The sequence below is a fragment of the Leptospira andrefontaineae genome (assembly GCF_004770105.1).
Lineage (GTDB): Bacteria > Spirochaetota > Leptospiria > Leptospirales > Leptospiraceae > Leptospira_B > Leptospira_B andrefontaineae.
Window position 1 is genome coordinate 40,471 of the sequence record NZ_RQEY01000016.1, and the last position, 21,065, is coordinate 61,535.

The 21,065-nt window shown below is 40.4% G+C and carries 18 protein-coding genes, 1 rRNA gene and 1 other RNA gene; 14 read left to right on the forward strand and 6 right to left on the reverse strand.

What is annotated here, in order from left to right:
• Positions 1–43 precede the first annotated feature (43 nt).
• Positions 44–889 carry an MBL fold metallo-hydrolase gene (locus EHO65_RS10170; protein WP_135773982.1) on the reverse strand — a complete coding sequence of 282 codons (846 nt, stop codon included), beginning with the start codon at positions 887–889 and terminating at the stop codon, positions 44–46.
• A 79-nt stretch (positions 890–968) separates the two neighbouring features.
• Here EHO65_RS10170 and ssrA point away from each other — a divergent pair.
• Positions 969–1,315: a transfer-messenger RNA gene (ssrA, locus tag EHO65_RS10175) on the forward strand.
• Positions 1,316–1,327: 12 nt separating this feature from the next.
• Here ssrA and EHO65_RS10180 read toward each other — a convergent pair.
• The 4 genes from EHO65_RS10180 to EHO65_RS10195 all read right to left on the reverse strand — a co-directional run bounded on the left by EHO65_RS10180 (position 1,328) and on the right by EHO65_RS10195 (position 5,604).
• Positions 1,328–2,269 carry an alpha/beta hydrolase gene (locus EHO65_RS10180; RefSeq protein ID WP_135773984.1) on the reverse strand — a complete coding sequence of 314 codons (942 nt, stop codon included), beginning with the start codon at positions 2,267–2,269 and terminating at the stop codon, positions 1,328–1,330.
• A 64-nt stretch (positions 2,270–2,333) separates the two neighbouring features.
• On the reverse strand, positions 2,334–3,218 hold the full coding sequence (locus EHO65_RS10185) for a patatin-like phospholipase family protein (protein WP_135773985.1): 885 nt from the start codon (positions 3,216–3,218) through the stop codon (positions 2,334–2,336).
• 8 nt (positions 3,219–3,226) lie between these two features.
• Complete coding sequence (locus tag EHO65_RS10190; RefSeq protein ID WP_135773987.1) at positions 3,227–3,601, reverse strand: transmembrane 220 family protein; 375 nt, start codon at positions 3,599–3,601, stop codon at positions 3,227–3,229.
• 59 nt (positions 3,602–3,660) lie between these two features.
• Entirely contained in the window at positions 3,661–5,604 is a 1,944-nt protein-coding gene (locus EHO65_RS10195; RefSeq protein ID WP_135773990.1) for an adenylate/guanylate cyclase domain-containing protein, read from the reverse strand.
• Between the two features lie 95 nt (positions 5,605–5,699).
• Between EHO65_RS10195 and EHO65_RS10200 the strand changes: the two genes are divergently transcribed.
• The 13 genes from EHO65_RS10200 to fumC all read left to right on the forward strand — a co-directional run bounded on the left by EHO65_RS10200 (position 5,700) and on the right by fumC (position 20,324).
• Positions 5,700–6,956, forward strand: a complete 1,257-nt coding sequence (locus EHO65_RS10200) for a pyridoxal phosphate-dependent aminotransferase (RefSeq protein WP_135773992.1) — start codon at positions 5,700–5,702, stop codon at positions 6,954–6,956.
• Positions 6,957–7,087: 131 nt separating this feature from the next.
• Positions 7,088–9,427: a hypothetical protein gene (locus tag EHO65_RS10205; RefSeq protein ID WP_135773994.1), complete on the forward strand. Its 2,340-nt coding sequence runs from the start codon at positions 7,088–7,090 to the stop codon at positions 9,425–9,427.
• Positions 9,428–9,436: 9 nt separating this feature from the next.
• Positions 9,437–10,270, forward strand: coding sequence for an Fpg/Nei family DNA glycosylase (locus EHO65_RS10210; protein ID WP_135773996.1), 834 nt, complete (start codon positions 9,437–9,439; stop codon positions 10,268–10,270).
• Positions 10,271–10,327: 57 nt separating this feature from the next.
• A 5S ribosomal RNA gene (gene rrf / locus EHO65_RS10215) occupies positions 10,328–10,444 on the forward strand.
• A 139-nt stretch (positions 10,445–10,583) separates the two neighbouring features.
• Complete coding sequence (gene rpmH / locus EHO65_RS10220; RefSeq protein ID WP_020769764.1) at positions 10,584–10,745, forward strand: 50S ribosomal protein L34; 162 nt, start codon at positions 10,584–10,586, stop codon at positions 10,743–10,745.
• Between the two features lie 9 nt (positions 10,746–10,754).
• A complete protein-coding gene (rnpA, locus tag EHO65_RS10225) occupies positions 10,755–11,075 on the forward strand; it encodes a ribonuclease P protein component (protein WP_081467337.1) in 321 nt (106 codons plus the stop codon).
• Entirely contained in the window at positions 11,072–11,299 is a 228-nt protein-coding gene (yidD, locus tag EHO65_RS10230; RefSeq protein WP_135773998.1) for a membrane protein insertion efficiency factor YidD, read from the forward strand. Before rnpA ends, yidD begins: the two co-directional genes overlap by 4 nt.
• A 2-nt stretch (positions 11,300–11,301) precedes the next feature.
• Positions 11,302–13,155 (forward strand): membrane protein insertase YidC, encoded by a 1,854-nt coding sequence (gene yidC / locus EHO65_RS10235; protein WP_135774000.1) that lies wholly within the window; start codon positions 11,302–11,304, stop codon positions 13,153–13,155.
• A gap of 22 nt (positions 13,156–13,177) precedes the next feature.
• Complete coding sequence (gene jag, locus EHO65_RS10240) at positions 13,178–13,888, forward strand: RNA-binding cell elongation regulator Jag/EloR (protein WP_135774003.1); 711 nt, start codon at positions 13,178–13,180, stop codon at positions 13,886–13,888.
• 6 nt (positions 13,889–13,894) lie between these two features.
• Positions 13,895–15,271 carry a tRNA uridine-5-carboxymethylaminomethyl(34) synthesis GTPase MnmE gene (gene mnmE / locus EHO65_RS10245; protein ID WP_135774005.1) on the forward strand — a complete coding sequence of 459 codons (1,377 nt, stop codon included), beginning with the start codon at positions 13,895–13,897 and terminating at the stop codon, positions 15,269–15,271.
• 59 nt (positions 15,272–15,330) lie between these two features.
• The gene (locus tag EHO65_RS10250) at positions 15,331–16,593 is read left to right on the forward strand and encodes a malic enzyme-like NAD(P)-binding protein (RefSeq protein ID WP_135774007.1); all 1,263 of its coding nucleotides are present in this window, start codon (positions 15,331–15,333) and stop codon (positions 16,591–16,593) included.
• 141 nt (positions 16,594–16,734) lie between these two features.
• Positions 16,735–18,846 (forward strand): hypothetical protein, encoded by a 2,112-nt coding sequence (locus EHO65_RS10255; RefSeq protein ID WP_135774009.1) that lies wholly within the window; start codon positions 16,735–16,737, stop codon positions 18,844–18,846.
• 83 nt (positions 18,847–18,929) lie between these two features.
• The gene (gene fumC / locus EHO65_RS10260) at positions 18,930–20,324 is read left to right on the forward strand and encodes a class II fumarate hydratase (protein WP_135774011.1); all 1,395 of its coding nucleotides are present in this window, start codon (positions 18,930–18,932) and stop codon (positions 20,322–20,324) included.
• Positions 20,325–20,413: 89 nt separating this feature from the next.
• Here fumC and loa22 read toward each other — a convergent pair whose 3' ends face one another.
• Positions 20,414–20,974, reverse strand: a complete 561-nt coding sequence (gene loa22 / locus EHO65_RS10265) for an OmpA family outer membrane lipoprotein Loa22 (protein WP_135627780.1) — start codon at positions 20,972–20,974, stop codon at positions 20,414–20,416.
• Positions 20,975–21,065: the final 91 nt, after the last annotated feature.

The following is a 21,065-nucleotide window of genomic DNA, read 5'->3' on the forward strand; positions in this document are numbered from 1 at the left end:
AGTGCTTTAGAAAATCCCTCGGACTAAACCCGGGGGATTTTTTTTAATCTAATTTATAAATCCTCGGAAGGATCTCTTCACCTAAAGATAAAACAGCAGGATCATGCATTGTTAAAATTTTAGTCCCGTTCGACGATAGAACGGAAACATAATCCAAAAATTCTTTATTATTGGAAAGCGAGAAGGTCCTTTCCGAAGAAAGGACCTGGCCTTGTTTACAAAATTCTATCCAATAACATTCATCTCCTGTAATCAGGAATTTTTTACCCGGAGATATTAACCATTCTATAGCGACTGAACCTTGGGTATGTCCTCTAGTTAATAAGATCCTAAAATTTTGAAAAATTTCCAGGCTGGAATTTACAAATTGAACTTTTCCTGATCTTTCTTTAGCAAGAAGTTTAGGTGCTACAGATCTATTTGTATTTTTCAGCGAATTCCAGTCTTCCGGAGTAATATAAACTTTTGCATTTGGAAAAAGGGCAACCCCTCCCGAATGATCCGAATGAAAATGAGTGAGAATAATCTCTCCGATCATTTCAGATTTGATCCCGGCAGACTTTAAAATTTTATCCGGAGAGATCCAATTATGGACAGTAATTTCAGGAGTTGCTATGGAAGAAGTTCCGGTATCGATTAAAATATAACGTTTATCTAATTTTATTAGATAAAATAAGAATACGATCTCAGACTCACCTTCCTGTTTGTCTGAATTTGTAAGTCGATTAGGATAAAAAGATTTTCCAAGTAAAATTGCATACAAACCATCTTGCAATTCATTAGGAGATAATTTGGAACCGGAAACTTCCTTGTTTCGATTTTTGATTTTTGGGGAAGAAGTTCCGCAATAGAACAATAAAACCGAGACCAATAAAATGAAAATTTTCAAAATAGAAGCACCAACTGATCTACTTTTTCTTGATTTCCTGACTAGCTCAACGGATTTTTAGTCTAATCATTAAATCTACGGGGACGAATTAGGTTTCGACTGTTGTAGTTAAGATGTGGTGGCATGTAGGGGTGAGGGGCCTCTTAAAAACCTTCAAAACTTTAAACGCTAACAACGAATTAGCACTAGCAGCTTAATCGCTACTACGGAAGAAAGGCTTACTCTCCCGGTGGTTTTTCTTCTGCCTTAAACGGGAGACTTTTTAGATCGGTTTTCGGTTCACGATTTAAAGAGTATTTGGATCGAATAGGAAGGACACGCCTGCTTGTGGGCTAAGGCCTTTCGAGATTTAAAACATAAGACAAACATGTAGAGGCCCCATTAAGGCGCAATAGGACCCGGGTTCGAACCCCGGCGTCTCCAATGTAATCTTTTAAATTATTTCAATCCGTCCAAAAAGGCGCTGACTCTTTTCTCATACTCTTTGGGATTTATTTCCCGAGCAGAGCCATGTTCTCCTTTTTCTAAAATCCAGACTTGTTTTGGACCCAAATACAAATCCGCTAAATCCAAAGTCTGTTGAAAAGGAACTACCTGATCTTCTTTGCTATGAATGAATAAGATTGGCACAATGTTGACGTTTGCCAAAGAACTGGCAGGGCTTGGAGAAGTTTCAAATTTTCCTCTTATCTGAGTGAGTTTAATCAAAAGATGAGAAAACAAAGCTGGAATATCTTTTGCCGTACCGGGGAATTCTAAGATCAATCTTTCAAAATTATACATTGGATTTTCTGCGATCACTCCGGAAAGTTTGGGCATCTCCGGCAAAGAGATCAGTATGGAAGATGCTCCCACAGAACTTCCTAACGCGTAAATATGATCGTATCTTTCTGAAAGATATTGATATATAGATAGGACATCCTTGGATTCTCTATAACCGTAACTAAGGCCTGGTATTACACAACTTGCTTCTCCATGACAAGCGAAATCGAAACTAAAAACGTCCAACCCTCTTTTCAAAAAGAAGCGGATATGTTTTGTCATTTCTCTTTTATCACTTCCTCCTCCATGTACTAAAAAGATCGCACCTTTCGATTTTCCTTTTCCATTTTCGAGCGTGCCGATTTTCCAAGTTGGAAGATCAAATCCATTTGTTGATGGTATCTTTAGTTCTTCGAATTTAAACTCATTAGAATTTCTTAAGTCTCCACAAGATGGTCCCCAATGTTTTTCTGTTTCAGCGCTACATGCGGAGAAGTCTTGGTTATTTCTCCAAACAGGGAATAATAACTGATTGCTTGCGGACCAAATCCCGAAGCTCATAAAGATTGGGATGAGTAGAATGATAGTCAGGATAGACCATAATAAGATACGTTTCATAAAACCTCGTTTTCTATCCTTATATCAATCGAGGTTTTGGAAATTGGACAGTCAGGGAGAATTTTTACTTAGGAAAAACCTTTTTTCCAAGCTCTATTCCTAATCGAACATTTTCTGTCAGTAGGCTTGCATTTGTGGTCATTCTTCCTGCAGGAAGCGTTTTTTCTGGAGCTATAATTTCAAAGCGAACCCCTTTCGGTGGATCGTTTAGTATTTCCATAGCTCGGTTATAACGATTGTATCTTTGTTCTATAAATGCTTTTCCCATTTCCGGAAATTTAGGAAATGCAAGACTTCCTAACAAAGGACTTGTAGGAGTTAATCTAAAATCCATAGGTTTCGTAAGAATGACTGTAATATCTTTATAACCTGCGGATAATACCGCTTCAACAGGGATAGGATCTAAGACTCCACCATCGGTATACTTTGAGTTTTCTAAAAGACCATATCCTTTAGTTGCGATTGGCAAAGAAGTAGCGGCTCTTAAAAGTGGAAAAAGATTCTGAGAAGTAGCTCTTATATATTCCGGCTGTAAAGTTTTGAAATTACTAACTACAATATAAAAAGGAACAGTTTTCTTTTGTTTTAGCACATCTACTTTGATCGGTACCTTCTCTTGGAAAATATGATCTATTAGATAATCTTGATCTAATATTCTTTTTCCTCTGAAAAGATTCCAAAAAGAAATCAGATGATTTCCTGCTAATTCTTTTCTCCAAATATCCAAGGCCCTTTCAATATCTTCAGTAGAAGGATTCGGCTCCGTAACATAATATGCGGAAGAGCAAGAACCGGAAGAGACTGCAACGATCAGATCGAATTTGCTAGGCGGATAAGTTGGAGCCATGGAAGAAAGAACTCCACCTGCGAAGGAACCTCTCATTCCTCCACCTTCTATAATTAGCGCTTTGCCTTTTTTCTTTTTGGTAAACTTAGGTAGGAATGACATTGGATAAACTATTTAGAATTATTAGGACGTTTTCTGTACCAAAGCCATAGAATGACTACAAGACTGATCAATGCTCCTAAAAATTCTCTTCCGAGTTCAATATAAGGTTTTTCATCAGTCATTTTTGCGGTGATTAGATTTTCGTTTCCAGTTCTCAGCCAATCAAAGAACCCATCGATCGTAGCTGCGATCTCAATCCCAGCCATACCGATGATAGCATACAATAAAGGAAGTTTGTCCTTATCGAATGCTGCAAGTATACAAGCTAGAGAAGAAGTGAAATACAATAACATCCAATGCAATGGATCCGGATCATTATACTGAACTGCACCTGCAAAAATAAAATAAGCTGCTAAAAGAAGAGAAACTATTTTAAAGATCATATTATTGCCCTATGATTCGGGTATTATTCGATTTGCTTGTCGTTCTTGCAAATCGGTTTTTATTTGTTTTCTTCCGTTGAAGGCAAACCGCTAAATACCAATTTATATGCTGGAGTTTCTTCATTGATCCAACTTTGGTGGAATTTTACTCTTTTTACTTTCCAACCTTTTTCAGTCATCAACTGGCGTATTTGTTTGTCTCTGAAAACTGCTTCGGAGAATGCAATTTCTCCTCCATCAGCGATTGCTTGCAACTTTGCTGCAAAGTTTACAGTATTTCCGAAATAATCTATATTGCTATTTAGGTTTACGGCTAAACAGGGTCCTGTATGTAAACTGATCCGAATTCGGATAGGAGTCTCAGTATTCTCCTCAGAGAAAAATTCTTGGAGCCTTACGGAAGCTTCTACCGCTGCGCTGGGAGAAGGGAAAGCAGCCATCACAGCGTCTCCGATTGTTTTAACTACAGCGCCTTGGAATTCTCTTACCACTTTATAAACTTCTACGAAATGATATCTGACTTCGGAGAATGCACCTGAGTCTCCCTTATTATAATAGAATTTTGTAGAACCCACGATATCAGTGAATAAGATAGTCTGCATTCCAATATCCAATTGCAGATCGGTGGAAAGAGCTTCTTGGGAAAATAGATCTCTGAAGTCTTGGAAATTGAATAAGTCAGTAGGCCTGAGACAATCTTGGTCTTCTTTTCTTTCTTCGATCACAAAACCTTTCCGGGAAGAAGAAAGGTTTTCTAAGATTAGTTTAGGATGATCCGCGATCTCTATCTGTTCCGGAACCTCGTCTGTTTTCCAAACTAAGGTTTCATTTGGGACTTCTTCTTTAATTTCTAATAGAGAATAGTTTTTTTCTCCGTTTACTCTAAGGCGGTAGACTCCAGGAGAAAGTAGTAGTTTAGAATTATATGTTTCTCCTGATTCCAAATATTTTTGGAATCGGATATGGCTTTTGGTAGCAGGTTCCGCAGCACAGAACATTCTCTTTTGCACTTCTCGGATAGAAGGATGTACATGAAAAGTGATCTCGATAGAATTCAATTGATTCGCTTCGAATTGTATATCGCAAACTTCGCAGTTATCTCTTGTAGGAAGATCTCCTAAATGTTGTGCTTCTGTTCTAACTCCTCTGCAATGTGGGCAAACCACATCCCAGCTCATCGTGAATAATCCCAATCTACATCCGTGTAAGAATACAAGCAGCAGTTCTTTTTCCGGGATTTTCCAGGCTTTGGATAGCGACTTGATCCTGATCCGATAAAGGTCCGATTCGTCAGCATCTAAAATATAATTTAAAACTTTATCGACTAGTTCTCTAGGTTGGCCTTCTCGAATATATCCAACTCGTATCTGTTGCATTCTTGCAGGGAAGACAGGATTTTTTTCCGATTTGGATTCTTTGATTACACTTAATGCACTTGGTCCTAACCAACTATAGGATCTTGTTTTGATTAAGTCTTCTACTACGCCTTTTAATCCTTTTTCATAGGCTTTTTCGAGTTGTACCATTACGATCTTTAACAGGTTTTTTCCGAGCCAACCTTTAGGGATCCAACCGAAGTATACGAATAATCTTGTGGAACCTTCTCCCAATGGATAAACAAGGTATCTTGTTCTTACGTAGTAAGCGAATCCTTTGGAATAGATCCTGGCATTATTGAGTTGTTTGCAATATTCCCATTCCCATGGAACTTCTTCCCATTCTGAAACGATACCTGCGTTTTTGGACTTACCGAAGAGTCGTCCGTTGATCTCCTGAAATTTCATTTCAGGAATATCTATCCTTTTATTAAAAGAAGAAGTGTCTATTAACCAAGGCCATACTTCTTGGGGAGAAACATCCAAGTCGAATTTCCAAAGTTTTTCAATCGGCTCTCCTAAAGAGGTCCATTTTTCCTCCCAAGGATATTTTTCCAAATAGGTCTGCAGATCCAAGGTATTCGGATCTAACATATCATTGTCTTCGATGGAATCGATCGTTTGCATCGGTTTCTCCGGAAAGGGTAGAAGAATAAAAAAATTCCTTCCTCTCTTAGATTATCTTTTCGGCAGTTTTGCAAAAAGAAAAGTGGAATAACCTTATGGGCGAAGATTTCATTTTTTCCAAATTTGGAGCCAAATTCCGTAACCAAACTGGGATCGGCCAATTGATGGAGGACCTGGGTAATCTTTCTCCTGGGGTCTCTATGTTGGGCGGTGGAAGCCCTTCCTTAATCCCTGAGGTGGAAGAAGTTTGGAGAAAGATCCTAAACAAATTCTCCGTATCCGGGGCCTGGGATTCTATTTTAGGTAAATATGAAACTCCCACAGGCAAAGAGGAAACATTAGAAACACTTGCTTCCTTATTAAGTTCGGAAACAGGAACTTCGGTCTCTAAAGATCAGATCGCTATCACTAACGGTTCTCAAAACGCATTCTATCTTTTGCTTAATTTTTACTCAGGAAAATTCGAAGACGGAACATTCAAAAAAATATTCTTACCTGTTTTGCCCGAATACATCGGTTACCTGGACCAACCTATAGATCCGGATTCATTTGCTTATTCTTTCGGGAAAGAAGTTGTTACGTCAGAGGATGGATTTCGTTACGAGTTGGACCCTTCTTCTTTTGATCAGATACAGGAGGATCTTGGATGTGTAGTTCTCTCCCGTCCTACAAATCCAACAGGAAGAGTAGCCAAAAAAGAAGAATTACAACTGATCCTTAAGTTTGCGAGAAGCCGCAAGATCCCTTTCCTATTAGATAACGCATATGGTTTTCCTTTTCCAGGAATCGTATTTTCGGACGAGAAACTTTTTCATTCCGAAGGTATGGTTCAAAGTTTTAGTTTTTCTAAAATAGGTCTGCCTGGTGTCAGGACGGGTTTTGTTTTAGGAGATCCCGAAATCATAAAAGCATTAAATAAAGCGAATGCAGTTCTGAATTTGGCAGGTGGAAATCTTGGCCAATATATTGCTTTGGAATTCGTAAAATCAGGAGAATGGTTTAAACTTTCTCGAGACATAGTAAAACCGTATTACCTCAAGAAAAGGGAACTCGCAATTTCCTCGATCCGAAGAGAATGGAAGGGGAAGTTAAAATATAGGATCCATGAAAGTGAGGGGGCTTTCTTTCTTTGGGTCCAATTTGCAGGACTTCGCAAAAAAATTTGCGAAATTTATCCCTTATTAAAAGAAAAAGGGGTCATTATCGTACCAGGTAAATATTTCTATCCGGTTACTAAAAGTGGAGATAGTTACGGTGAAGATTCTATCCGTATGAGTTTTGCCAGAGAAGATTCGGAAATCCAAGAAGGAATACGAAAAATAGGCGAAATTCTAAGTACTTATGCGGATTAATTCGATCTAATTTCAGCTGATTCCGAGTGGAATAAAATTGTTTCATTCTCTCTTTCTTTTATAGATCTTGGTTGGAAGGAAACGATAGAAAATTTCCTAACTCGGATTGTTGTTCCGATACGGTGCAAAACATGGAAACCTTGGAGCAGGAAATATCCTTTGAGGAGCTAGCTTCCAATCAAAACAAGGCCCCGGACTTGGAGGCCCTGGCACCGGATTATATCTTCTTAAATGATGGAGCCGTTGGACTTTCTGCCACTGCCCGTTGTATCCTGGACGAACTTCGAGACTGGCATAAAAAGACCGAAAAACACGGCTCTAAAAGTGTTCATCCATCTTATCTTCTTACCCTTGATAAACTAGGGGAACTTCTCAACAAATTCAGGAACTTAAGTGAGCAGGCAAAATCTCCTCCTTCTGTAGATATGGCTCTTCGCCAATTGATAGATCTAGAAAAGAGGGGAAGGAACAAATCCGCTCTGATCTATCCATTCTTGGTCCGAAACGGGAACAAGGTTTTGGCGAGGATCTCAATCGCGTCTCCGCAAAAGGAAGCGAAGACAGACGTTACTCCTTATAGAAAGGCATGTTTTTCTTTTTCAGAAGAAACAATTGATCTTATCTTAAATAATAGAGCAAAAAAACCTAGAGCTTTGGAAGAAGATCGTCCAGGAGCGATGCTTCTTCATAAAAACAAAAGCGGACAGATCTGGTTATATCCCAAACTTGCTTCTTTACAATCAGAGATGGCGAGCCTTCTCCGAAGAGGTTTTCAACCTTATAGTTATATTCCGATGAATGATTTTCTCGCGGACTTTGCAAACTATGCTAAGAACAAAGGTGCAGTGGTCGAAATTCTTCCTGATTATCATTTGATCTTGGATGATCTTCAACTCAACCCGGATGGAACTTATGTAAACCAACCGGAAGTGATCGCACATTATAGGGCACAAAGTGATGCTTTGGAAGTATTCGCTCTCACTTATCTCAAACAACTTGCGGAAAGAGCTGGATACAATTTATTCCGAGCTCGTATCCAAGACTTTGAAACTCTACATGGAAATGCAGAGCCTGGCAAAAAACAAAACAGCGAAAAGATAGAAGCACTCATTCAGCTTGTAGAAGATTTTCCTTTTGATAAGGAAAAAGACGATCTTGGAAAAAGGGTAGCAGAGACCTGCCAACAATCCGTTCGAGTTATCAGAAAGCTGATCCAAGAAAAAGCGCTATTGAGCGAAAGAAAGATAGAAGGCGCATTCAAAAGTTTGAAGAACCGTCTGAATATCCAAGTTAAAGATCATTCTCAAAATAATCTGACCTTATATAGATTCATACCTGAAAAACGTTTAGATGCTGTTGGTATCACAGATCCTGAACTTGTTTCCAAATATACAAATGACATCATCGCGGATCTAAAAACTAAATTTGGTTTGAAAGAAATCAAGAGAGAAGACGGTACCACCGAAGTCTATGTGGTCGATCCAGGTTATATGGCGGCGGTTTTGCATAAATTAACTTCTGATGCAAAAATAAGCCCGGCCGCAGAAAAGGAGCTTACGATCGCAAAAGAGATCCATGCTTCTTTACTCAGTTCCAAGAACCCTGCACTCAATTCGATGCTCAAAGCGGATTATATAGTAAAGTTACAACAAGACGCGGCTCTCATGGAAAGAGAAGTAGAGGATCGCCAGAAAAGCGAGGCGCTTGCTAAGAAATTCAATCTTTCCATGGGACTTTTGGGTTTTGTGGGAACCATGTTATTCTTCCTAATCGCAAGTGTTCATTTTAATGCGGCCGGCGTTATCCTGGTTGGACTTCCTGTAGCACTTGTGATCGGTGGACTACTTGCAGTATTCTTCAGAGACAAAGAGAAATCGGATATTGGTCCCGGCGGAGTTCCAAAATCTTCCGGTGGCGGCGGATTTGCTGCAAGTTATTCCGGGATCTCCACAGTTAGTGATTATTATCCAAGCGGTGATGATGACGATGCAGATGAACATTTCGGAAAGGCAGAAAGCCCTAAAGAAAAGAAAGTAAGCCTGATCGCAAAAGGTGCAGAACGTTTTGTTTTCCCGAACAGGTTCACTAAGATCCAGGATAAGATACATGATTCCAAATCTATGCGCAAAAAGATCTGGGATAATATAGATAATATCCGTCAATCAGTGGCCCATCTTAGAACTGAATCCGACGATGATAAAGTAGCATCCACAGTAGAATATGCACTTCTTCAAAACTCTGCGACGATTGCGATACCGGATGAGATTGTTCCGGTCGGAATGCCAAGTACTATCATTCTAAGTCACACTGATTTAAAGGCTCCTTTGATCAGGGATCAAATCTCCGAGTTCTTAAGGAATGAAGCCCAAAAGAAAAAATACGATAAAAAACTCGTTAAATATTATACTTTCTTAATTAACACGATAGAAGTAGAATATTATAAATATCTTCCTAGTCGCAAAAAGAAATAGGGAATTACTATGCCCGAACTTCCGGACCTGGTTATCATTCGCGAACGTCTTTTAAAAGAACTTCCAGGCGAGATAATCCAAGAGATAGAGATCTTAGATCCTCTTGTGGTCCGAAACCTTAGCGGTGGGAAATCGGAAACTTCGTTCATAGGTTCCACATTCGAAAGTTTGGAAAGAACAGGACCATTTCTAAATTTTAAATTCGGGCCTAGAAATATAGTCATTCATCCAATGCTTGCCGGCCGCTTCTCCTTAGATCCAAAATATAAGAAGAAGGACCTGGCGGTTCGGATCAAATTCCAAAACAAGATCTTGAACTATGCAGATGATGTTCATATGGGGAAGGTATATTTTACGGAACCTGAATACTTTCCCCAGATCCCAAAGTTTTCCGACCAAGGAGTGGATCTTCTTTCCGAAAACTTTACCCAGGAAGAATTTCTAAAAAGAATAGAGAAGAATCGCCAGCAAGCCCGCGTCTTTCTCATGGACCAGACCAAACTCAGTGCACTTGGGAATGCTTATGCGGACGAGGTGCTTTTCGATTCTAAGATCCATCCCAAAACTCCATGTACTAAACTTTCTGAAGAAGAAAAGATCCAACTCTATCAAAGTATCAAATCCGTCTTAAAGGACGCTATAGATTATATCCGTAAGAAACAGGCGCCTTTGGATTTTAAGGTTAGAGACCATGTGAAGGTTCGAAACAGAAAGAACGAACCCTGTCCCCGTTGCGGAACCACGATCCGCAGGGCAAACGTTTTGGGTCATGATTCCTTCTTCTGTCCCAATTGCCAAAGGGTGCCTGGAGAACAGTTTATAGATTGGAATAAAACTCTCTGAACCAGGAATAAATCGCGCTTGACAGTACAAGCAAATTTTTCAAACTGTCCATAGATTCTCGGTGATTATAGAGAGAGGGTCACACCCGTTCCCATCCCGAACACGGAAGTTAAGCCTCTCATCGCTGATGGTACTGCATGGTTCGCTGTGTGGGAGAGTAGGACGTTGCCGGGTTGCCATTATTTATTCCATTATATTTAGTAGTGAGATTCCGTCCAAGAAACGGATTGACCCTTGGTTCTCCGGAAAAAATGTAAACCGGTAAGACTTACCCAGGGTCTGAAAGTGCAATCTTAGAGATACAGGGAACCATATGAGAAGAACATACCAACCCAGCCGGATTAAACGTGCCCGTACCCACGGATTCCGCGCCAGAATGGCGACTGCCGGCGGAAGAAAAGTCCTTTCCCGCAGAAGAGCTAAAGGCCGTTATAAGCTGACCGTTTCTGACGAAAGAACTGGTAAAAAATTCTAACGAACCCATATAGAAGAGACACTTACATCCAAGAAGGATATTCGGGAGCTTTTTGCTTCCGGAAAACGGGTAACCAATCCTCCTCTCACGGTGATTTATCGGGGAAATGGCCTGGAACAAAACAGGTTTTTATACTGCCCTGAACGTTCGGTCGGAAAGGCCGTTCGCAGAAACCGGATACGGAGAAGATTAAGAGCCGCCGTGGCCGAAACGGTCGGCTTTTTTCCAAAGGGTTTCGATATCGCGATACTTGCGAAACCGAGCCTATTCGAAAAAGATCATACCGAACTTCTGGCTTGTTTGGGTCAATTAGCTCGTAGATTAAAATGAACCGATTCGCCATCTTCCTGATCCGATTATATAAACGTTGGATCTCACCTATTCTTCCGCCTTCCTGCAGATTTCATCCTAGCTGTTCAGAATATGCAATGCAGGCTTTCCAAGAATATGATTTCTTGTCGGCGACTTATCTAAGCACTAAACGAATTTTAAAATGTAACCCACTGTTCGCAGCTGGCGAAGACCCTTTACCACCCAACCCTAGAAGGAATTAGGAATGGAAGATAGACAAAACAGACTTTTTCTCGCGTTAATTTTATCCATGGGAGTTTGGTTTTTAGTAACCTATTACTTCAACCCGGAATCAGGAAAACCGAAACAGCAACAGAAGACCGAACAAACTCCTGTTGAAAATAAGGAAAACGTAAAACAGGAAACTAAGGTTGAACCTAAACCTGTTACGACAATTACGAATCCTAAGGACGTAAAAACTTTTACCTTTAAGACTGAATCTCACGTAATCGTTCTTTCCAGCTTAGGCGGAAGGATCGAAAAATTTTATATTAAAAACTACAAGGATGTTGAAGGAAACGAGATCAATATTACCAGAGCCGACTTCCAAGAAATCGAAGTAGAAGGTGAGAAGATCAAGGCGATCGAACTTTCCAGAGGAAAAGGTTTCGACTTCAACTTCTCTCATAGAAAAGAAGATGTAGCCACTTCAGAATGGAATCATCTGAATTTCAAAGCAGAAGAAAACAAAGAAGATCAAAGTGTTACATTCACTGCCACAGAGAAAGGTGTTCTTCTTAAAAAAGTATTTAGATTCTTCCCTCGCGAAAATTATTTCAAAACAGAGATCTCGATCACTAACCTTGGAAAAGACAAACTCTATTTTGGAGATCGTAATAAGCCTGCTTACTTAAGGACTTTCGGAAGTTTAGGTCCTCTTCCTTTAAATAGAGAGGCAAATACTCAGGAGTTATCCAAATTCTTCCGTGTATACAGAATGGATGGAAGCGAAAAAGATTTCGCTGACGGCGGGGACGCTTGGGGATTCTGGGAAGGAATTCGCAATTTTATCTTCGGGCATCCGAACGGAAACGAATTCTATAAAGAAGTTTGGAGCAGCGGAGAAGGTGTCGATTATATCGGTTCCGGTAGCCGCTACTTCTTAGCAGCATCTGACACTTTGAATCATCCTGCAGAAGGAATTCTTTTAGATAATAGAAAGAAAAACGAAACAGGAACTATCTTAGCTTATTCTAATATCACTTTAGATCCTGGAAAAGAAGAAACTCTAGAATTCGCAAACTATGTCGGGATCAGAGAATGGGACGGGATGTTATTCAGAGATCCTAAATTGGATCCTTTCAAAAATCCTAAGTCCACTTTTATAGGTTTAAGTGCCGACCTGAACAAATCGTTCAACCAAGGTATCTTCACCCCGATCCGAAACGGTATCGTTTGGTTCTTACAACAGTCCTATAAATATACCATTCCAAGTTATGGTTTCGGTATTCTACTCTTTGCATTGGTATTCAAATTAGTCTTCTATCCTCTGAACCAGAAACAAGCAGAGGCAATGAAGAAGATGAGCGCACTTTCTCCTGAACTTAAAAAGTTAAACGAGAAGTATGCAAATGATCCGGCAAAAAAACAAGAGAAGATGTTGGAGTTATACAAAAAACATAATATGAATCCGCTCTCTCAGCTGGGCGGATGTCTTCCTATGTTGATCCAACTTCCTATCTTCTTCGCATTATATGTTGCGTTTGCAGATACGATCGATCTTTGGAAGTCTCCATTCCTTTGGATCTCGGACTTGAGCGAGCCTGATTTTATCTGGACTTCTCCGGCGATTCCTTATCTCGCTGCGACCGGACTTTCTATTAACTTATTGGTATTATTGATGGTCGGAACTCAGTTCCTTTCTATGAAACTGACTTCAGTGCAGACTGACCCGAACCAAAAAATGATGATGTATTTAATGCCGGTGATGATGGTGTTCTTCCTTTGGAGTATGCCGTCCGGACTGACATTGTATTGGACTGTGACTAACGTCCTTTCCATTGCTCAACAGTGGGTAACAAATATTCGTAAGAAAGACGAAACCCCTGTAAAAGTGTGAATTCATATATCGAGGATACGATATGGAAAACTATATTTTCGAAGCCGAAGGAAAAACAAAAGCCGAGGCTGAAGAGATCGCGTTAGAAACCTTAAGACTAGAACCCGGAGACATTCGTTTCGAAACTGTCGAATCCGGTAAGTCTGGATTTTTAGGTTTAACACAAAAAAAACCGGCAGTAGTTCGAGCATTCGTTTCGAACTTCGATATTCCGGCTGAAAAGATCATCCACGGAGTAGTGCTTACACTTCTTCGCAAGATGGGAGTAGAAGCGGATGTTGTCGGAATGGGGGATGTGGATGGAAAGATCTATATTGAACTTACCAGCCGCGAATCCGGACTGATTATCGGAAAGAGAGGAGCTACTTTAGACGCTCTTCAATTTTTGGTAAACTTGATGGTAGATTCTAAGATCCGTCACGGTCGTAAGATCGTATTGGATACAGAATCTTACAGAGACAAAAGAGAACTGTCCTTGATCAGATTGAGCAAGTCAGTAGCTTCTTCTGTTGCGAAATCAGGTAAGTCCAAATTACTTGAGCCAATGAATCCTTTCGAAAGAAGGATCGTTCACATGGCTCTACAAGAGAACGAAAAAGTTTTCACCAGATCGGAAGGAAATGGAACTTATAAAAAAGTTCGTATCATTCCGATGAAAGACAGACACAAGTACAAAGACGTCGTCGAAAAAAGTCCTAACGGGGACTTGCTCGAGGAAGTAAACGACTACTGATCAGTCGTGGCTGATACGATAGCAGCTATCTCCACAGCTTCCGGGGCCGGTGCCATAGGCATTCTTCGGTTATCCGGACCGGAAGCACTTCCTATCGCCTACAGGCATTTATCCTTTTTTGAGGGAGCCCTTCCTCTTTCTTCCATCAAACCTCGTAATGCATATACTTGTCGTTTTGTAGATGGGGAAAAAAAATTAGACCAAGTAGTTTTTATCTATTTCGCAGGCCCGAATTCTTTTACGGGAGAAGATCTATGCGAGATACATACTCATGGAAATCCAATCTTACTACGAGAAGCTTTAGAATGTTTGTTTCGTTCCGGAGCAAGACCGGCCAAACAAGGAGAGTTTACTAAAAGAGCATTCTTAAATGGTAAAATAGATCTAAACGAAGCAGAAGCTATAGGAAGAATTATAGGTGCTCGTTCTAGATTTGAATTAGAGCTGGCCCAAAAAAATGCATTCGGAGAAATTTCCAGACTTGCTTCCAATCTCAGAAGCCAACTGATCTCTCTAAAAGCGGAATGCGAAGCTGAGATCGATTTTTCCACAGAAGATCTTACATTCGAATCCCTTGAAGAAAGAAAAAAAAGAATTCGTTCTATTTCAGATATTTGTTCCAACCTTCTCAAACGATCCAGTGAGACAGAAACTCTTTTGGAAAGAAGTAGAGTTGTATTGTATGGAGAACCGAATACAGGCAAGTCTAGTTTGATGAACCTGATCCTAGGAAGAGATCGTTCTATTATCTCCGAAATTCCTGGAACTACTCGAGATTATATCAGCGAAGATTTTTTACTCTCAGGAGTTCCTATCAGACTCATAGATACCGCAGGTGTTCGAGAAACCGGTGATAAGATCGAGAAGATGGGGATTGAAAGAAGTGAGAAAGAATTCTCCCAAGCAGATGTAAGACTTTTCGTGATAGATGTTTCTCAGAAGAACGATTGGAACAAATTTGCGGAAGAGAACAGATCTAAGTTAGAAGGCGCCATTGTAGCAGCAAATAAATCAGATATAAGAGACCCAAGCTGGGATCCTCAATATATCTTAAAGAAAAATTATCCCGGCACTGTTTTGGTCGAAGTTTCCTGCAAGTCCAGACAAGGACTGGATACCTTGGTCTCTGAAATTTCCTTCAAACTACAAGGTTTGGAAAGTTCAGAAGATTATGTCCTTTTGGAAGAAAGGAACAGATTTCATTTTTCTTCTATCACTCGAAGCCTGGAAAACTGTCTGACTTTAATGGAAGAAGGCGCTCCAGCTGAGATTTACATCAAAGAAATAGATTCCGCTTTGGAACAAATCGGGGAAGTAAATGGAAGAGTGGACACCGAAGAAATTTTAGGAAGAATTTTTAGTAAATTCTGCGTTGGGAAATAAGCTCTTTCAGAAATAGAATAGAACCTAGGCCCGATCGTCGAAAAATTGGTTTTATCGTTATGAGAGAAAAATCCCTCGAATATCATTCCCTTCATCCAAAGGGAAAAATACAAGTTGTTCCAACAAAGCCGACTAGAGATTCCTTCGACTTATCCTTAGCATACTCACCGGGAGTTGCTTATCCTTGTCTGGAAATTAAAGAAAATCCGGATCTGGTGTATGAATACACAAATAAAGGGAATCTGGTAGGAATTATTACTAACGGAACCGCAATCTTAGGTCTGGGAGATATCGGACCTGCCGCAGGAAAACCTGTGATGGAAGGTAAGGCGGTACTTTTCAAAAAATTCGCTGGGATCGACGTATTTGATATAGAAGTAGATGCCAAAGATCCGGATGATTTTATAAAAGCAGTCAAAATGCTTGAGCCAACTTTTGGTGGGATCAACCTAGAAGATATCAAGGCCCCTGAAAGTTTTTATATAGAAGAAGAACTCATCAAAGGAATGAATATCCCGGTCTTCCATGATGACCAGCACGGGACAGCGATCATTACAGTTGCAGGATTGCTGAACGCATTCGAGATCAATAAAAAACGTCCAAGCGATGTGAAGATGGTAGTTTGTGGGGCGGGAGCTGCGGGGATTGCGATTGCGGAACTCGTCCAACATATCGGTATCAGAAAAGAACATATCTTCTTAGTGGATACAAAAGGTGTGATCCATACTGAAAGAACCGATCTAAATTCTACCAAACAGAAATACGTCCAAAAGACCAATGCTCGAACTCTTGCAGACGTTATGCAAGATGCAGATATTTTCGTGGGTGTTTCCGTAGCCGATATGGTAACCGAAGACATGGTAAAATCTATGGCTCCGAATCCGGTTATCTTCGCTTTAGCAAACCCAGATCCTGAAATTCCTTATGCGGTAGCAAAAAAGGTCCGCCCAGATATTATTATGGGAACTGGAAGAAGCGATATGCCGAACCAAGTGAATAACGTGTTAGGTTTCCCGTTTATTTTCAGAGGAGCTTTGGACGTAAGAGCGAAACATATCACTCTGGAAATGAAATTAGCTGCAGCCCGTGCTTTGGCAGAGCTCGCTAGGATGGAAGTTCCGGATGCAGTGAGTCTTGCTTACGGCGGAGAAAAATTCGTATTCGGTCCTGATTATCTGATCCCAAAACCTTTTGATCAAAGGGTTTTGTATCATGTTGCTCCGGCCGTTGCAGAAGCGGCAGTCCAAAGCGGAACCGCAAGAAGACCTTATCCTGGACGGGAAAATTACGTTTCTTTCTTAGAAGGTTTGATGAGGTCGTAAGACCTTCTTCGGGAATCTTTAGAATTTAACGTCTAAACCCTTAGAACTTGCTCAAGAAAGCATGTATTTGTTTCCGAAAATAATATACTAGCTCGGCTCTAACAAAAAGCCAAATCAAGATCGGAGCAAAAGGGAAGATTTATGCCCGAAATGGAAAGTAATTCCACGCCCCCAGCTTCGAATCCGCTCTCGGAAGATGGAGTCATTCCGGTTGATCGTGTAGATCTGATCCCGGAAGAGGAACTTCGTAACCTTCTTCTCCAAACAACTCCCAAAGCGATGAGGGATTTAGATATGATTGAGAAGGGAGTGGAGAACTTCTTCTTATTCAATTATTCTCCTTTCGCCCTCGCAAAATTCGAGCAGTTACAATTCTTAAAGCCCGCTGATCTAAAATATTTCGAAGATAAGAATGGATTTGTTCTCTACCAATATCTATTCGTTTCGGAAGAAACAAAAGAATTAGGATTAGCTAATGTTGCGATCCGTCCAGCTTCCAGGAGAGCGGACCAAATCCAAAAGATCAAATCCGCTTGTTTGGCTCAATCTGCGGCAGCTTTTTTACAATTCATTGTCCGAAGAGATATCAATTTGGCGGATAGAAGGTCCGCTGGAGAATTGAGGGACTGGGTAATAAGGCAATACCTCAACACTGATGAGAAGGGAAATCTTTTGGATTTCCAAGATTCCAGAAATCTTCCTTATTCAATGAGGAATGTTAAAACTCTTTCTGTAGAATCCTTTCTACAAAGGAATTTTAAGATCAGAGAAGACATACTGACTTCTTTAATTTCTCTTTTGAGCAAAAAACCGAATGAGATCGTCGGCTTCTTATCTCAAATCAAAGCAGTTCCGGATGCGTTACTTGCATTAGAAAAAAGAGGAAATCGTCCTCCTTTATTAAGACTTCATTTAGAATTTCATGTTATCCAACCTTCCTTAGAAGAACTTGTAGGTGAAACTTCTCTAGACACTAAAAAACCGAATGCAAATGAAGAGACTGAATTAGAGATCATTTTCGAATTATTCATCGGTTTGTCTAGAAAGATCTTAATTTCGCTTCTTCCCGGAGAGCAAGCCGGATGGATTAAACCCTCCGGAACAGAACAGGGTGCGGACTATTTAAGGGAATTGTCAAAACACCCTGCGTTCACATCCGGTAAAACTTGGGAAGGTTCCGATATATTCCTACAAGCTTTCGACATATTATTAAGTTCCATGTCTTCTCTTTCCAGCTTGAGAAAAGAGTCCCTAATCAATTTAGCTTTTAGTGATATAGTAATTCGGATCAGAGAATCCAAAGAACCGCTCGTTGTGGATTCAAATGCCTTAAAGATCAAAGACTCATCCATCCAAGCAGCAGGTCTGACTAAAACGGAAGTTTTGGACCAGGTGTTAGAAAGATTTAAAACTAGAAATGATATTCTAACCAGAGAAAAAGTAACGGGTGCCGGTCCAGGGATTGTTGCTCTTGCTTTAGAAAATGTGGTTTCTTCATTTCTAACCAATAAAGAAAGAAGGACCTCAATCCATACTTTGATCCGTAAGAATGGACAGCCAAAAGGAATTTATGCTTTTCTAAAAGATGTAGTAGAAGGTGTGGATTCTGAACTTGTGATAGATGATCAGATCCGTCTTTCTAAAGCAATCGCAGATTGGGAAAAAGAAACTGAAAAACAAAGATTGAAAGCGATCCAAGATTCAAAATCTATCTTGGTAAAACTTTTGGAATGGATCCTTAGTTTGTTCGGTGTGAATCTTTCTCCTGCTCCTTCTTCAAAAAAGGACATTGAGCCGGCTGACGAATTCCAATCTTCCAAACAAAGTAAGAAGTCCCAAACTAGCGGACCTTCTGCGGAGCCAGAGAAAGAAGCTCCTAAAAAGAAAAAGTCTTTGGGAGTACTCGTAGGTCCTAAGGAAAAATCCACTTTGATCCCAGCAAAGGTCCAGAAAGCGATAGATTACGTGGACCGTAAAAATAACGGAATAATCTGGTTGGATGAAGTAGTGAATGCTAGTTCTTCTCCGGAATTCGGAAAAGACAAAGTAGCCGACCTTATGTATTATGACCAGAAGCGGAGATATATCGAGATTCGCTCCATGAATTCTATTCGGCATGTATTTATCCGAAAAGAATTAGAATCCGATTCCGCCTGGTTGGATTCTACCTTGGAATATTTGGAGAATGTCACCGCCAAAAAACCGGAGTTTGCAGCCCTAGCGGATACTCTTCGCAAATTCCGAGACGAGTGATCACTTCAAGTTCTGATTAGGACATTCGTTCCGATCCCGGAAAATCCAACCCGATCAATTCATTACTATTGAACGGAGGATTCATGAAAACTAGAATCGAAACCGACTCCATGGGAGAAATCCAGGTAGACGATTCCAAATACTGGGGCGCTCAAACCGAAAGGTCTCTTCATCACTTTCATATCGGGAACGATCGTTTCCCAAGGGAAATGATCCGTGCTCTTGGAGTTCTTAAAAAATCAGCGGCTATCGTAAATGCTCAGCTTGGTCTTTTGACTGATGAGAAAAAAAATCTGATCGTTCAAGCTGCAGATGAGGTGATCTCTGGAAAATTGGACGAACATTTTCCTTTAAGCGTTTGGCAAACAGGTTCCGGAACCCAAACTAATATGAACTCAAACGAAGTGATCTCTAATCGTGCGATTGAGATTGCAGGCGGAGTTAAAGGTTCTAAAAAACCGGTCCATCCTAATGACGATGTAAATAAGGCTCAATCTTCTAACGATACTTTCCCGACAGCTATGCATATCGCTGCTGCCGAGCAATTAGTGAATAAACTTTTGCCTGCATTAGAGCAGTTAAAGAATACTCTAAAGAAGAAGTCTGATGAGTTCAAAGACATCATCAAGATCGGAAGAACTCACTTACAGGACGCGACTCCTTTAACTCTTGGCCAAGAATTCTCCGGTTATGTAAAACAATTAGAGTACAATATCGAAAGAGTGAAATCTGTTCTTCCTTCTGTTTACAGATTGGCTCTTGGCGGAACTGCAGTTGGAACTGGATTGAACACTCACCCTGAGTTTGCAATAAAAGCTGCGGCTCAAATCGCTAAGGAAACTGGGCTTCCTTTTACTTCTGCAGAGAATAAATTCGAAGCATTAGCTGCTCATGATTCATTAGTAGAAACTCATGGGGTTCTAAAAACAATCGCTGCTTCTTTTATGAAGATCGCAAACGATGTGAGATGGTTATCTTCCGGTCCTAGATGTGGAATTGGTGAGATCTCTATTCCTGAGAATGAGCCGGGGTCTTCTATTATGCCTGGAAAGGTGAACCCTACTCAGTCGGAACAAATGACCATGGTAGCTTCTCAAGTAATCGCTAACGATGTTGCTGTGAATATTGGTGGTGCTTCCGGGAATTTCGAACTGAATGTTTTCAAGCCCCTGATCATTCATAATGTTCTGAATTCTATCCGACTATTGGCAGATTCTGCAGTTTCTTTCGAAGAACATTGTGCAAGAGGGATCGAGCCGAATAAGGAAAACATCAAAGAACATTTGAAGAATAGTTTGATGCTTGTGACTGCGTTAAATCCGCATATCGGTTATGATAATGCTGCTAAGATCGCTAAAAACGCTCACAAAAAAGGAACTAGCCTGAAAGAATCCGGGATTGAACTTGGCTTATTGACTTCTGAGCAATTTGACCAATGGGTTCTTCCAGAAAAAATGATCTCCCCAAGTGTAGATTGATTCAATCTGAAAGATCTCAAATGACCTGAGGGTATAAAAAAAGGCAGTGTAAAAACACTGCCTTTTTTATCGGATCGAAACCCTACTGATTATTGTTGTTGAACAAATTTGAAGGTTACTCTGCGGTTTTTAGGATCTTTTGCATCCAATCCGGAAACTGGAGAAGAAGAACCAGCACTCTTAGTAACAATACGTGCTGCGGGAATTCCTTGTTTAACTAAGGATTGTTTAACCGCTTTTGCACGAATTTCTCCGTAGAAAACGTTTCCTTTTTTATCGCCTTCTGCTTCTTCAGGTCCTACTTGGTCAGTGTGACCAGTGATCTCTAATGCCCAAGAATCAGGAAGTTTAGAAATTCCGTCTTTAAGAACAGAAATATTAACTTTTGCCCACTCGCTGAAATCTCCCGCGCTAACATCAGCTTTTTTGTAGCTGAATCCTGGACGAGTGATCCCGTCTGGATAGCGGAAGTCTTTAATTTGATTATTGATAGCGTCTGCAGGAGAGTCTACGTTGACGTTACGAGAAGCTGCGGAATTTTGTTCTCCAGGCTCAGGAGCCGCTTGGTCTTTGTTGTCTGCAGAAGAGCAAAGAGCTAAGGAAAAAACCGTTGCACCGATGAGCAGGATATTGAGAATTTTTTTTACCATGTTGTATTCCTTCCTTGATTAGGGTAGGGGTTTATTTCGATGAATTTATCCAAAATATACCTATTCTCGCAAAATGGGAAATCTTTTTTAG

Coding starts and splice junctions, on each gene's coding strand:
- EHO65_RS10190 (WP_135773987.1), bottom strand. CDS start 3,601: ATGATCTTTAAAATAGTTTCTCTTCTTTTAGCAGCTTATTTTATTTTT.
- EHO65_RS10255 (WP_135774009.1), top strand. CDS start 16,735: ATGCCCGAAATGGAAAGTAATTCCACGCCCCCAGCTTCGAATCCGCTC.
- EHO65_RS10205 (WP_135773994.1), top strand. CDS start 7,088: ATGGAAACCTTGGAGCAGGAAATATCCTTTGAGGAGCTAGCTTCCAAT.
- EHO65_RS10200 (WP_135773992.1), top strand. CDS start 5,700: ATGGGCGAAGATTTCATTTTTTCCAAATTTGGAGCCAAATTCCGTAAC.
- yidC (WP_135774000.1), top strand. CDS start 11,302: ATGGAAGATAGACAAAACAGACTTTTTCTCGCGTTAATTTTATCCATG.
- jag (WP_135774003.1), top strand. CDS start 13,178: ATGGAAAACTATATTTTCGAAGCCGAAGGAAAAACAAAAGCCGAGGCT.
- EHO65_RS10250 (WP_135774007.1), top strand. CDS start 15,331: ATGAGAGAAAAATCCCTCGAATATCATTCCCTTCATCCAAAGGGAAAA.
- loa22 (WP_135627780.1), bottom strand. CDS start 20,974: ATGGTAAAAAAAATTCTCAATATCCTGCTCATCGGTGCAACGGTTTTT.
- EHO65_RS10185 (WP_135773985.1), bottom strand. CDS start 3,218: ATGTCATTCCTACCTAAGTTTACCAAAAAGAAAAAAGGCAAAGCGCTA.
- EHO65_RS10210 (WP_135773996.1), top strand. CDS start 9,437: ATGCCCGAACTTCCGGACCTGGTTATCATTCGCGAACGTCTTTTAAAA.
- rpmH (WP_020769764.1), top strand. CDS start 10,584: ATGAGAAGAACATACCAACCCAGCCGGATTAAACGTGCCCGTACCCAC.
- EHO65_RS10195 (WP_135773990.1), bottom strand. CDS start 5,604: ATGCAAACGATCGATTCCATCGAAGACAATGATATGTTAGATCCGAAT.
- EHO65_RS10180 (WP_135773984.1), bottom strand. CDS start 2,269: ATGAAACGTATCTTATTATGGTCTATCCTGACTATCATTCTACTCATC.
- fumC (WP_135774011.1), top strand. CDS start 18,930: ATGAAAACTAGAATCGAAACCGACTCCATGGGAGAAATCCAGGTAGAC.
- yidD (WP_135773998.1), top strand. CDS start 11,072: ATGAACCGATTCGCCATCTTCCTGATCCGATTATATAAACGTTGGATC.